Origin of the sequence: Exiguobacterium sp. s102 (genome assembly GCF_018618635.1) — a bacterium.
Taxonomy (GTDB): Bacteria; Bacillota; Bacilli; order Exiguobacteriales; family Exiguobacteriaceae; genus Exiguobacterium_A; species Exiguobacterium_A oxidotolerans.
In genome coordinates this window covers 212,141-224,504 of record NZ_JACSML010000004.1, presented here as the reverse complement: position 1 = coordinate 224,504, position 12,364 = coordinate 212,141, and the positions used below count along the sequence as shown (strand labels likewise).

The window sequence follows — 12,364 nt, the reverse complement described above, 5'->3', positions numbered from 1 at the left end:
GTGGTCACACCCGTTCCCATGCCGAACACGGAAGTTAAGCACTTGAACGCCGAAAGTAGTTGGGGGCTTCCCCCTGTGAGGATAGGACGTTGCCAGGCAAACGGTGGTTCTGGAGCATACGCTCAAGGGCCGCCGCTTTTTTATGGACTTTTTTTGTATCTTGATGTTTTTTCAAAGATGCATGACTTATATAATAAGGAAGGAACGTGACACACATGGCAAAAAAACAAAAACTTCGAGTGGCTGTTGAAGAGAATGAAACAATCAGCGACTGCCTCGATCGGATTGATGCCATGGGTTATCGTCCGACTGTTCGACGTGAAGAACCGATTTTTGGATTAGATGCGAATGAAGAACCGTATCCGATTCGCCAACAGATCATTTTTGACTGTAAAGCGAAAACAGAATCTGACTGATTCCTTTAGACGCTCGCCTCCGGATTATTTGTCTCTGACAGAGGTGCGTAGCTCAGGATATGTATCAGGACGTCACGACCGAGAAGAACAGGTATAGAAGACGCCGATGAATCCGTATGAAAAACGGGGTCATCGGCGTTTTTGCTTACAAAAATGAACCGTCCGTTCCTCAAATAGAGGTTAGAGCAACGTCTGAGTCAGGCCGTGCAACGTCAATCATCCCAGTTCAGCAAACTACATTTTTTGACTACAGGCTAAGGTGAAGTTCACGTAACCGTGATACTTTGCCTTTTTTTGTACAACGAATATTAAAAATTCCGAATGCAATTAAAAAATGAATGAGCTAATTGTGTATAAAGACGAACAATAAATTTTCAGATAATTAAATTGTTCGCCTTTGGTTGACGGATGCTTCCTTGTCTTGTTAAGATGAAGGCGTGATAGGAAGATTGAATATAACACCTCGTATAATAGCAGGGATATGGCTTGCAAGTTTCTACCCGACGACCCTAAATCGTTGGACTATGGGGTATATGGATGTTCGTCGATCGTTCTTTGGCGTACCTTTTTATACCCTAAGCCACCCTTTTAGTCGTGGTTTGGGCTTTTTTTATGCAAAAAGGAGGAGACGAAGATGAGTAATGTGGAAATTGGCGTTATTATGGGAAGCCAGTCTGACTGGTCAACAATGAAAGCGACATGTGATGTACTCGATCAGCTGAACATTCGGTACGAAAAGAAAGTGGTCTCGGCCCACCGAACACCGGACTTAATGTTCCGTTACGCAGAAACAGCGCGCGAACGAGGACTGAAGGTCATTGTTGCAGGAGCGGGTGGGGCAGCCCACTTGCCAGGAATGGTGGCAGCCAAAACAACACTCCCCGTCATCGGGGTTCCGATTAAAAGCAAAGCTCTTCAAGGCATCGATTCCTTACTCTCGATCGTCCAGATGCCGGGTGGTGTGCCTGTCGCTACGGTTGCGATCGGTGAGGCGGGTGCAAAGAACGCCGGATTACTGGCAGCACAAATTCTTGGAACAGTGGACGAGCGGATTGCGAGAGCACTCGACCATATGCGCGTTGAACTAGAAGGACAAGTCATCGCTTCCGAGGTGCATCTGACATGACGAAGATTGGAATCTTAGGTGGCGGCCAGCTCGGACGGATGATGGCATTATCGGCACGCGAAATGGGATACGAACTCCTGACACTGGATCCGACGGAAAATGCACCTTGCGCGCAAATCACGGATCAACAAATTGTCGCAGACTTTACGGACGTCGAAGCAGCAAAGCGTCTAGCGCAAGAATCAGATGTCGTCACATACGAATTTGAGAACATCTCGCACGAAGTCGCGATGGCAATCGGTGATAAGTTGGTCCACGGGACAGAGTTGTTGTTTCAGACGCAACACCGGATCCGGGAAAAAGAGATGATTGAACGACATGGTTATCAGGTCGCACCGTATCACGCTGTCCATACCGTTGCAGACTTGAAAGAAGCAGGCGAACGGTTAGGATTACCCTTCGTCCTGAAGACGGCTCGCTTCGGTTATGACGGAAAAGGGCAGACGGTCATTCGGACAACAGCTGATTTAGCAGGTGCCATTGAAACGTTCGAACCGACCGAATACGTCGCTGAAAAATGGTTACCGTTCGATCAAGAAATCTCCGTCATTGTCACACGGAGCGAACGGGAAACGCGTGTCTTTCCAGTCAGCGAAAACATTCACCGGGATAACATACTCCATCTGTCGATCGTTCCGGCCCGCATTTCAAATGAGCTGTCACAACAGGCAATTGATTTGGCAACGAACATTGCCGAAGCAGTCGGCTTGATTGGGACGCTCGCGATCGAACTCTTTGTTGTCGGTTCAGAAATCATCGTCAATGAACTGGCGCCACGCCCACATAACTCGGGGCATTATTCCATCGATGCGTGTGAGACGTCACAGTTTGAACAGCACATCCGTGCCATCTGTGGGCTCCCGCTCGGTGATACCCGTCTGACGACACCGGTCGTCATGGCGAACATCCTAGGTCAACATGTCACAGCATTATCCGAGGAACAACATACATTATCGGCACGGACGAAAGTTCACTTATATGGAAAGCAGGAAGCGAAGACAGGACGGAAGATGGGGCACTTGAACATCTTAGCGGATTCAGTCGAAGAAGCATTAGCCGAAGTCGAGCGCCTGCAAATCTGGAAGGAGACGGTTAGATGATCGAACGGTATACACGACCTGAGATGAAAGCGATTTGGACAGAACAGAATAAATTTGAGGCTTGGTTGAAAGTCGAAATCTTAGCCTGTGAAGCGTGGAGCGAGCTTGGTGTCATTCCAAAAGAAGATGTGAAACTCCTTTGGGACAATGCCTCGTTTGATGTGAGCCGCATCAATGAAATCGAACAAGAGACACGCCATGACGTCATCGCCTTTACACGCGCTGTATCGGAGACGCTTGGTGAAGAACGTAAATGGGTCCATTACGGACTGACGTCAACGGATGTCGTCGATACAGCACTCTCGTATCTCTTGAAGCAAGCAAACGATATTCTCGCAGCGGATCTTGACCGCTTCATCGAGATTTTGAAAGTCAAAGCGAACGAACATAAATACACGGTCATGATGGGACGGACACACGGTGTCCATGCCGAACCGACGACATTCGGTCTGAAGCTTGCCCTCTGGTACGAAGAGATGAAACGGAACAAAGTCCGCTTCGACGCTGCACGTGAGACCGTCGAATACGGAAAAATGTCAGGTGCGGTCGGAACGTTTGCGAACATCGACCCGTTCATCGAAAAATATGTCTGTGAGAAGCTTGGAACGAAACCGGCGCCGGTCTCGACGCAAACCCTGCAGCGTGATCGTCATGCCCATTACATGTCGACGATCGCGTTAATCGCAACATCGATTGAGAAGATGGCGACGGAAATTCGTGGTCTTCAAAAAACCGAAACACGAGAAGTCGAAGAATTCTTCGCGAAAGGTCAAAAAGGATCATCCGCGATGCCACATAAACGTAACCCGATCGGTTCAGAAAACATGACAGGGCTTGCCCGGGTCATTCGTGGACACATGGTGACGGCTTACGAAAACGTCTCGCTTTGGCACGAACGGGACATTTCCCATTCATCTGCGGAACGGATCATTCTGCCGGACGCAACCGGTTTACTCAACTACATGTTGAACCGGTTCGGCAACATCGTCAAAAACTTGACGGTCTTCCCGGAAAACATGAAACGCAACATGGACCGGACGTATGGTGTCATCTTCTCCGGACACGTCTTACTCGCTTTGATTGAAAAAGGCTGGTCGCGTGAAGCCGCGTACGACTTCGTCCAACCACGGGCGATGCAAGCATGGGAAGAACAAATCATGTTCCGTGACTTGTTATGGCAGGAACAAGAGATTCAACAACTCTTTACAGAAGCAGAACTCGATGCTTGTTTTGATCCAACGTATCATACGAGCCGGGTCGATGAAATTTTTGAACGGTGTGGCTTGAACTAATCAACCTGAGACGGGGCATTGTCCCCGTCTACATCTTAGGATCCTGGGGGACGAAAGCAATGCAACCACTTTATGAAGGTAAGGCCAAACGATTATACACGACGCAGGAGCAGGACGTGCTCCGCATCGTCTACAAGGACGAAGCGACAGCATTTAATGGAGAGAAAAAAGCAGAGTTCGCAGGTAAAGGTGAACTGAACAACCGCTTGACGAGTCACTTCTTTGAAGTACTTGAAGCGGCCGACATTCCGACCCATTTCATTGAACGCATTTCCGAGCGCGAACAGCTCGTACGCCGTGTCACCATCATTCCACTCGAAGTCGTCGTCCGCAATGTCGTCGCCGGAAGCCTCAGCAAACGGCTTGGGATCGAAGAAGGAACAGTGCTCGAAACACCAATCGTTGAGTTTTACTATAAAGATGATAGCTTAGGCGATCCGCTCGTCACCCGTGCACACATTAATTTACTGAAGATTGCGACTACGGAAGAGCTCGATTTACTTGAACAAGAAGCGAACCGCGTCAATGCCGTCTTACGTCCGTACTTTGACGAAAAGGGGATCACGCTCGTCGATTTCAAACTCGAATACGGCAAAACACCGACAGGCGAGATTCTGCTGGCTGACGAAATTTCACCGGATACATGCCGTCTGTGGGATAAAGAAACGGGGGAGCACCTCGATAAAGATGTCTTCCGTCGCAACATCGGATCACTCATCGACACGTACCAAACACTATTCAATCGCCTAGGGGGAAACACACAATGAAAAAAGTCATCGTATCGATCGCATTACGGGAAAGCATTTTAGATCCACAAGGAGTCGCTGTCAAAGGTGGTCTTGCGCAACTCGGTTTTACGGGTGTCGAAGAAGTCCGGATCGGAAAACGAATCGAACTGCTCGTCTCGGATGAAACGACGGACACGATGATTCATGACATGTGCCAAAAGCTCCTCGTCAACACGGTGATGGAAGACTATCGTTTTGAAGTAGAAGAGGTGACGACGGCATGAAGTTTGCGGTCATCGTCTTTCCAGGATCGAACTGTGATTTAGATATGTACCATGCCGTCAAGGATGCGCTCGGTGAGGAAGCGGACTATGTCTTCCATACCGAAACGTCACTTGAAGGATACGATGGTGTCCTGCTTCCGGGCGGTTTCTCATACGGGGACTATCTCCGCTGCGGCGCAATCGCCCAGTTTTCACCAATCATGGAGGAAGTGAAACGATTTGCAGCAGAAGGGAAAACCGTTCTTGGTGTCTGTAACGGCTTCCAAATCCTTGTCGAAGCGGGTCTTCTCCCGGGTGTCTTGCACCGCAATACCGGACTGAAGTTCATGTGTCGGACGGTCGAACTGAAGGTCGAAAATCACGAGACACGTTTCACGTCAGATTATGCACCGGGCGAAACGATTTCGATTCCAATCGCTCACGGGGAAGGAAACTACTACTGTGACGACGCCACGTACGCGATGTTGCAGACGAATCAACAGATTGCCTTCACATACGTCGACAATCCGAACGGATCGCGCGGCGATATTGCAGGGATTACGAATAAAGCAGGGAATGTGCTCGGGATGATGCCACACCCGGAGCGTGCTGTCGAAATGCTGACAGGCGGAACAGATGGACTTAAGTTATTCACTTCACTCGTCAAACAGGGGGCCCACCATGTTAAAACAACAGTCTGAACCAACGATTGAGCAAATTCAGGAGCAACGGATTTATGCGACGATGGGACTTAGCGACGCGGAGTACCAGATGGTCGTCGACTTACTCGGTCGTCAACCGAACTACACGGAAACAGGACTCTTCTCCGTCATGTGGTCAGAACACTGTTCGTACAAAACATCAAAACCGGTCTTACGCCAGTTTCCGACGACCGGTCCCCGTGTCTTGCAAGGACCAGGTGAAGGCGCAGGTGTCGTCGATATCGGTGATAATCAAGCGGTCGTCTTTAAGATTGAAAGTCATAATCATCCGTCAGCCGTCGAACCCTACCAAGGGGCAGCAACGGGTGTCGGTGGGATCATCCGCGATATCTTTTCAATGGGAGCCCGTCCTGTCGCGTTGATGAACTCGCTTCGTTTCGGGCATCTCGGGACACCACGCGTCAATCAGTTGTTTGAACAAGTCGTCGCCGGGATTGCCGGATACGGCAACTGCGTCGGGATTCCGACGATTGGCGGAGAAGTCGGTTTCGACCGTTCGTATGAAGGAAACCCACTCGTCAATGCGATGTGTATCGGACTGATCAATCATGAAGATATTCAAAAAGGTCTTGCGAAAGGTGCCGGGAACTCGGTCATGTACGTCGGTGCGGCAACAGGGCGTGACGGCATCCACGGTGCGACCTTCGCTTCAGAGGATCTCGGTGAGGATACGGAAGCAAAACGTCCGGCCGTCCAAGTCGGTGACCCCTTCATGGAGAAGTTATTGATTGAAGCCTGTCTCGAAATCGTCGGCCATCCGGCACTCGTCGGGATGCAGGATATGGGCGCTGCCGGACTGACCTCGTCGTCAGCCGAAATGGCATCGAAAGCCGGCATGGGAATTGAAATGCACCTTGATGATGTGCCGCAACGTGAAACCGGCATGACCGCTTATGAAATGATGTTATCGGAGTCGCAGGAGCGGATGTTGCTCGTCGTCGAGCGCGGACGGGAAGCGGAAATCGAAGCCATCGTCAGCAAATGGGGCTTACATGCCGTTCATGTCGGCGAAGTCATCGAAGAAAAAGTCCTTCGCCTTGTCCAGCACGGAACGATTGTCGCTGAAGTACCGGTCGATGCCCTTGCGGAAGAAGCACCGGTCTATCAAAAGCCATCGCGCGTTCCGGCTTATTATGAAGAGTTCCAAGCAATGGAAGAGACGTTGCCGGTCGTCGAGGATGTCGTCGAAACATGGCGTGCCCTGCTCAAACAACCGACGATCGCGTCAAAACGTTGGGTCTACGACCAGTATGATCATATGGTTCAAACGTCAACCGTCGTTGCACCGGGTTCCGATGCAGCCGTCATCCGTGTCCGTGGCACGAACAAAGCACTCGCGATGACGACAGACTGTAACAGTCGTTTCGTTTACCTCGATCCGTTCGTCGGTGGTCAGATCGCCGTCGCTGAAGCCGCCCGCAATATTGTTGCAAGTGGTGCAACACCACTTGCGATCACCGATTGCCTCAATTTCGGGAATCCGGATAAACCGGAAGGCTTCTGGCAACTCGAACAAGCGACGGCCGGGATGGCTGAAGCCTGCCGCGTGCTCGAGACACCGGTCATCGGCGGAAACGTTTCGCTCTACAATGAATCAGCCGGCAAAGCCGTCCACCCGACGCCGGTCGTCGGAATGGTCGGGTTACATGACCAGACCGACTGGATCACGACACAACACGTCAAGCAAGCAGGCGACGCAATCTACGTGCTCGGTGAGACGTTACCGGAGTTCGGTGGCAGTGAACTCCAATACATGCAATTCGAAAAATCATTCGGGAAAGCACCACGCATCGATTTGAACGTCGAACAAACCCGTTTACGTGCCTTACAAACAGCCGTTCAGGCAGGGCTCGTCACAGCCATCCATGATGTCGCGGAAGGTGGACTCGCCGTCGCCTTGGCAGAAATGACATTCGGAACGACGCTCGGTCTCGACGTGACATTTGAAGGACCGGCGTTACATCTCTTCAGTGAATCACAATCCCGGTTCGTCGTATCGGTGAAGCCGGAGCACGAGGCAGCCTTCGTCGAACAGACAGGTGCTGAAAAACTAGGTCACGTCACAGCAGAGGATTCGATTCAAATCAAGACAACGGACACACTCATCGAAGCAACACGTTCAACACTGCAAGCCGACTGGGAAGGGGCGATCGCGTGTTATATGACATCAAAGGATTAAATGAAGAGTGTGGGGTATTCGGGATTTTCGGACAACCGGAAGCGGCACAACTTGCTTATTATGGTCTCCACAGTCTGCAACACCGGGGGCAGGAGGGCGCAGGAATCGTCGCGAGCGACGGCAACCTGCTTCTTCCACACCGGGGACAAGGACTTGTGACGGAAGTTTTTTCACAAGAGACACTCGATTCGTTAGCCGGACAGCATGCGATCGGACACGTCCGTTACTCGACAGCTGGTGGCAACACGCTCGAGAACACACAACCGCTTCACTTCAAATCACGGACGGGTGACTTGGCACTTGCCCATAACGGGAATCTCGTCAATGCCGATTCGTTAAAACATTTACTTGAGGCGGAAGGGGCGATTTTCCAGACAACAAGCGATACGGAAGTCGTCGCCCACCTCGTCAAACGGAGTAAACTACCGACACTCGAAGACCGGATTGCCGATAGTCTGGCGCGGCTTGTCGGTGCATTCGCCTTTCTTTTTTTAACGGAAGATACGTTGTACGTCGCCGTCGATCCACATGGTCTGCGCCCGTTATCACTCGGGAAAACACCAGATGGCGGCATCGTCTTTTCATCGGAAACGTGTGCTTTTGATATCGTCGGGGCCGAGTTCATTCGTGACATCGAGCCGGGAGAGCTCGTGACGATCACGACGTCCGGCATGTCCTCACGGCAGTATATGGAACCGCATGAGCGGGCGATGTGTTCGATGGAATACATCTACTTTTCCCGTCCCGATTCGATGATTGATGGGGTCAATGTCCACACGGCACGAAAAGCGCTCGGGAAAAAAATGTTCGAAGAAGCACCGGTCGAGGCAGATGTCGTCACAGGTGTTCCGGATTCAAGTATCTCCGCTGCGATTGGTTATGCGGAAGCGAGCGGGATTCCCTACGAGATGGGATTGATTAAAAACCGTTACGTCGGACGGACGTTCATTCAGCCGTCGCAAGAATTACGGGAACGCGGCGTTAAAATGAAACTGTCGGCACTACGGGGTGTCGTCAACGGCAAACGGGTCATCATGGTTGATGATTCCATCGTGCGTGGGACGACAAGCCGCCGCATCGTTGGACTGTTACGCGAAGCCGGGGCAACGGAAGTTCATGTCCGCATCACGGCGCCGCCCATCACGAATCCGTGTTATTACGGCATCGATACGTCGTCAAAAGACGAACTGATTTCCGCCCGCCTGACACCCAGTGAGATTTGCCAAGAAATCGGTGCTGACTCACTGGAGTTTCTGACAGTCAACGGAATGGTCAATGCGATTGACCGTCCGTTCGATGGTCCACTGAAAGGACAATGTACGGCTTGTTTCACAGGCGAATATCCAACACCGATCGGTGCAATTGAACTAGAAGCCAAACTTTGAATAGATGGGGGAACAAAGCATGAGTAAACAATACGAAGCAGCAGGTGTTAGCCTGACCGCAGGGTACGAATCCGTATCCCGGATGAAAAAACACGTCGCCCGTTCGATGCGGAAGGAAGTCATGACGGGACTCGGAAGTTTCGGTGCAATGTTCGACCTCAGTCAATTGAATCTAAAAGAACCGGTCCTCGTCAGCGGGACAGATGGCGTCGGAACGAAGTTAAAACTTGCCTTCGCCCTCGACCAACACGATACGATTGGGATTGATTGTGTCGCGATGTGTGTCAACGACATCATCGTTCAAGGCGCAGAACCGCTCTATTTCCTTGACTACATCGCACTCGGTAAAGCCATTCCGTCGAAAATCGAACGGATTGTCGCCGGTGTCGCCGAAGGCTGTGTCCAGTCGGGCTGTACGTTAATCGGTGGCGAAACGGCAGAGATGCCAGGGATGTATGCAGACGGTGAGTATGATATTGCCGGCTTTGCCGTCGGTGCCGTCGAAAAACAGAAATTGATTACTGGTGAAGGCGTTACACCCGGTGATGTCATTTTAGGGCTCGCGTCGTCAGGTGTTCACTCGAACGGATTTTCACTCGTTCGGAAAATCGTCGAAGAAAGTGGTCTTCAGTATGAAGATGAATTGATGATGCTCGGTAACACGATCGGCAATGCCTTGTTGATGCCGACACGGATTTATGTCGAAGCGGTCAAAGCAGCGCTCGAAACAGAGAAGATTCAAGCGATGGTCCATATCACGGGTGGCGGTTTCTATGAAAACGTACCACGTGTCCTCCCGGAAGGTTGCGGGGCGACGTTTGATCCGAAAAAATGGCCGACGTTACCGGTCTTCGATTGGCTTGAACAAGCCGGAAACATTCCGCGTGACGAGATGTATAACGTTTTCAACATGGGGATCGGCTACATGATGATCGTCAAGCCGGAACACGTGTCCGAAGTGACGGCACGCCTGGCGCGCGAAAATGAAACGGCCTATACGATCGGGACGGTGACAGATCAAGACGGGATTCGCATCAAAGGAGTCGACCAATGAGGCTTGCCTGTTTTGCTTCCGGAAGCGGGAGTAATGTTGAAGCGTTATTTGAAGCGATTGAGGCAGGACGTTTACAGGCGACGATTGAACTCGTCGTCTGCGATCAAAAAGAGGCGCTCGTCATCGAGCGGGCACGAAGACGTGGCTGTGATGTGTTTGTTTTTACAGCCAAGGACTACCCGGATAAACCGTCTTTTGAACGCGAAATCGTTGCGGAACTAGAGCGGCGAGACGTGGAACGGATTATCCTAGCCGGATATATGCGTCTCGTCGGTGATGTCCTTCTCGCACGGTATGCCGGACGAATCGTCAACATCCATCCGTCGCTGCTTCCGGCATTTCCAGGAAAAGATGCCATCGGGCAAGCATTTCGTGGCGGAGTTAAAATCACAGGTGTTACAATTCATATAGTCGATGAAGGAATGGATACGGGACCAATCATGGCACAGGAAGCGGTCCGTATCACTGAGGATATGACGCGGGAAACGCTACAGAAAGCGATTCAGCAAGTAGAGCACAGATTGTATCCGCAAGTCATCGAAGAGTGGATTAAAGAGGGGGCAAACGTATGAGAGCGTTAATTAGTGTATCGGATAAAACAGGAGTCGTAGAACTGGGACAAGCCTTTCACGAAGCAGGGATTGAACTTGTATCGACAGGCGGGACCCATCAAGCACTTGAGGCAGCAGGACTTCCGGTCATCGGTATCAGTGAAGTCACACAATTCCCGGAGATGCTTGACGGTCGTGTGAAAACGTTACATCCAATGGTCCATGGAGGTTTACTTGGACGTCGTGATTTAGAGACGCACCGCGAACAAATGGCAGAGCAACACATCAAACCAATCGATTTCGTTGTCGTCAATTTGTATCCATTTAAGGAAACGGTTATGAAAGAGGACGTTCCTTACGCAGACGCAATTGAAAACATCGATATCGGTGGACCGAGCATGATTCGCTCTGCTGCGAAAAACCATGCAGCCGTAACGGTTGTCGTTGATCCAGCAGACTACAGTGAAATCATCAAAGAAATCAACCTCGGTGGAACGACGTTTGAAACACGCCAAAAATTAGCAGCGAAAGCCTTCCGTCATACGGCAGCCTACGACGCCTTGATTGCGGACTACTTCTTGACACAAACGGGAGAAAAATTCCCGGAGCAATTAACGATTACGCTCGAGAAGGTACAAGACTTACGCTATGGAGAAAATCCGCATCAGGAAGCGGCGTTTTATAAAACACCGATCTATCGTGGGGCGTCTCTTGCATCAGCGAACCAACTGCACGGAAAAGAATTGTCATACAACAATATTCAAGATGCCAATGCCGCACTTGAAATCCTTGATGAGTTCCGCGAAGCAGCAGCCGTCGTCGTCAAACACATGAACCCGTGTGGCGTCGCTGTCGGTCCGACAATCGACGAAGCCTTCCGCCGGGCGCATGCAGCAGATCCGGTCTCGATCTTTGGCGGCATCGTCGCTCTGAACCGTGAAGTCGATCTCGCGACAGCGGAGCAGCTCAGTGGCATCTTCCTTGAAATCATCATCGCCCCATCGTTTACGACAGAAGCATTCGAGTTGTTGGCAGCGAAGAAAAACCTGCGTTTGCTTGAACTGGATGTCAAACGTGTCCAAGCGATTCGCTATACAGCCGTCGCTGGCGGTATGCTTGTCCAAGATAGCGACGATGAGACGTTAGATGATGCAGCAGCACGTGTCGTCACGGACCGTAAACCGACAGCAGCCGAATGGGAAGACTTGAAGCTCGCATGGCGTGCTGTCAAACACGTCAAGTCGAACGCGATTGTTTTAGCGAAAGATGAAGTGACGGTCGGTGTCGGGGCAGGGCAGATGAACCGTGTCGGGTCGGCGAGCATCGCCATCGCGCAAGCCGGTGACAAGGCGATTGGTGCATCTCTCGCATCTGACGCCTTCTTCCCGATGCGCGATACGGTCGAAGCCGCGGCGGTAGCCGGGATTACGGCAATCATCCAACCGGGTGGGTCGATTCGTGACCAAGAGTCGATTGATGCGTGTAACGAACACGGTGTCACGATGATCTTTACGAATGTCCGTCATTTCAAACACTGAGTGGAGGCGA

12 protein-coding genes, 1 rRNA gene and 1 riboswitch are annotated in these 12,364 nt (G+C 51.1%); all 13 genes read left to right on the top strand.

The window, feature by feature from the left end; genetic code table 11:
- Positions 1 to 98 (top strand): 5S ribosomal RNA (gene rrf / locus KNQ02_RS12140); the annotation flags it as partial.
- A 117-nt stretch (positions 99 to 215) separates the two neighbouring features.
- Positions 216 to 416, top strand: a complete 201-nt coding sequence (locus KNQ02_RS12135; RefSeq protein WP_029332581.1) for an NETI motif-containing protein — start codon at positions 216 to 218, stop codon at positions 414 to 416.
- 443 nt (positions 417 to 859) lie between these two features.
- Positions 860 to 961, top strand: a riboswitch (purine riboswitch).
- Between the two features lie 89 nt (positions 962 to 1,050).
- Positions 1,051 to 1,542: a 5-(carboxyamino)imidazole ribonucleotide mutase gene (gene purE, locus KNQ02_RS12130; RefSeq protein ID WP_088836265.1), complete on the top strand. Its 492-nt coding sequence runs from the start codon at positions 1,051 to 1,053 to the stop codon at positions 1,540 to 1,542.
- Positions 1,539 to 2,642: a 5-(carboxyamino)imidazole ribonucleotide synthase gene (gene purK / locus KNQ02_RS12125; protein WP_214808641.1), complete on the top strand. Its 1,104-nt coding sequence runs from the start codon at positions 1,539 to 1,541 to the stop codon at positions 2,640 to 2,642. Before purE ends, purK begins: the two co-directional genes overlap by 4 nt.
- Entirely contained in the window at positions 2,639 to 3,934 is a 1,296-nt protein-coding gene (purB, locus tag KNQ02_RS12120; RefSeq protein WP_088836267.1) for an adenylosuccinate lyase, read from the top strand. The genes purK and purB overlap by 4 nt, the downstream gene beginning before the upstream one ends.
- A 59-nt stretch (positions 3,935 to 3,993) precedes the next feature.
- Positions 3,994 to 4,701 (top strand): phosphoribosylaminoimidazolesuccinocarboxamide synthase, encoded by a 708-nt coding sequence (gene purC, locus KNQ02_RS12115; protein ID WP_029332585.1) that lies wholly within the window; start codon positions 3,994 to 3,996, stop codon positions 4,699 to 4,701.
- Positions 4,698 to 4,946, top strand: a complete 249-nt coding sequence (purS, locus tag KNQ02_RS12110) for a phosphoribosylformylglycinamidine synthase subunit PurS (RefSeq protein ID WP_159172781.1) — start codon at positions 4,698 to 4,700, stop codon at positions 4,944 to 4,946. Before purC ends, purS begins: the two co-directional genes overlap by 4 nt.
- Positions 4,943 to 5,626 carry a phosphoribosylformylglycinamidine synthase subunit PurQ gene (gene purQ, locus KNQ02_RS12105; RefSeq protein ID WP_214770117.1) on the top strand — a complete coding sequence of 228 codons (684 nt, stop codon included), beginning with the start codon at positions 4,943 to 4,945 and terminating at the stop codon, positions 5,624 to 5,626. The genes purS and purQ overlap by 4 nt, the downstream gene beginning before the upstream one ends.
- Complete coding sequence (gene purL / locus KNQ02_RS12100) at positions 5,607 to 7,826, top strand: phosphoribosylformylglycinamidine synthase subunit PurL (protein ID WP_088836272.1); 2,220 nt, start codon at positions 5,607 to 5,609, stop codon at positions 7,824 to 7,826. Before purQ ends, purL begins: the two co-directional genes overlap by 20 nt.
- Complete coding sequence (gene purF / locus KNQ02_RS12095; protein WP_214808638.1) at positions 7,802 to 9,211, top strand: amidophosphoribosyltransferase; 1,410 nt, start codon at positions 7,802 to 7,804, stop codon at positions 9,209 to 9,211. The genes purL and purF overlap by 25 nt, the downstream gene beginning before the upstream one ends.
- Before the next feature lie 19 nt (positions 9,212 to 9,230).
- On the top strand, positions 9,231 to 10,265 hold the full coding sequence (gene purM / locus KNQ02_RS12090; RefSeq protein ID WP_214766761.1) for a phosphoribosylformylglycinamidine cyclo-ligase: 1,035 nt from the start codon (positions 9,231 to 9,233) through the stop codon (positions 10,263 to 10,265).
- Entirely contained in the window at positions 10,262 to 10,837 is a 576-nt protein-coding gene (gene purN / locus KNQ02_RS12085) for a phosphoribosylglycinamide formyltransferase (RefSeq protein ID WP_214766759.1), read from the top strand. Before purM ends, purN begins: the two co-directional genes overlap by 4 nt.
- Positions 10,834 to 12,354 carry a bifunctional phosphoribosylaminoimidazolecarboxamide formyltransferase/IMP cyclohydrolase gene (purH, locus tag KNQ02_RS12080; RefSeq protein ID WP_214766757.1) on the top strand — a complete coding sequence of 507 codons (1,521 nt, stop codon included), beginning with the start codon at positions 10,834 to 10,836 and terminating at the stop codon, positions 12,352 to 12,354. Before purN ends, purH begins: the two co-directional genes overlap by 4 nt.
- Positions 12,355 to 12,364 lie beyond the last annotated feature (10 nt).

Excerpts from the sequence above, each read along its gene's own strand:
- KNQ02_RS12135 (WP_029332581.1), top strand. The coding sequence starts at position 216 with ATGGCAAAAAAACAAAAACTTCGAGTGGCTGTTGAAGAGAATGAAACA.
- purE (WP_088836265.1), top strand. The coding sequence starts at position 1,051 with ATGAGTAATGTGGAAATTGGCGTTATTATGGGAAGCCAGTCTGACTGG.
- purK (WP_214808641.1), top strand. The coding sequence starts at position 1,539 with ATGACGAAGATTGGAATCTTAGGTGGCGGCCAGCTCGGACGGATGATG.
- purB (WP_088836267.1), top strand. The coding sequence starts at position 2,639 with ATGATCGAACGGTATACACGACCTGAGATGAAAGCGATTTGGACAGAA.
- purC (WP_029332585.1), top strand. The coding sequence starts at position 3,994 with ATGCAACCACTTTATGAAGGTAAGGCCAAACGATTATACACGACGCAG.
- purS (WP_159172781.1), top strand. The coding sequence starts at position 4,698 with ATGAAAAAAGTCATCGTATCGATCGCATTACGGGAAAGCATTTTAGAT.
- purQ (WP_214770117.1), top strand. The coding sequence starts at position 4,943 with ATGAAGTTTGCGGTCATCGTCTTTCCAGGATCGAACTGTGATTTAGAT.
- purL (WP_088836272.1), top strand. The coding sequence starts at position 5,607 with ATGTTAAAACAACAGTCTGAACCAACGATTGAGCAAATTCAGGAGCAA.
- purM (WP_214766761.1), top strand. The coding sequence starts at position 9,231 with ATGAGTAAACAATACGAAGCAGCAGGTGTTAGCCTGACCGCAGGGTAC.
- purN (WP_214766759.1), top strand. The coding sequence starts at position 10,262 with ATGAGGCTTGCCTGTTTTGCTTCCGGAAGCGGGAGTAATGTTGAAGCG.
- purH (WP_214766757.1), top strand. The coding sequence starts at position 10,834 with ATGAGAGCGTTAATTAGTGTATCGGATAAAACAGGAGTCGTAGAACTG.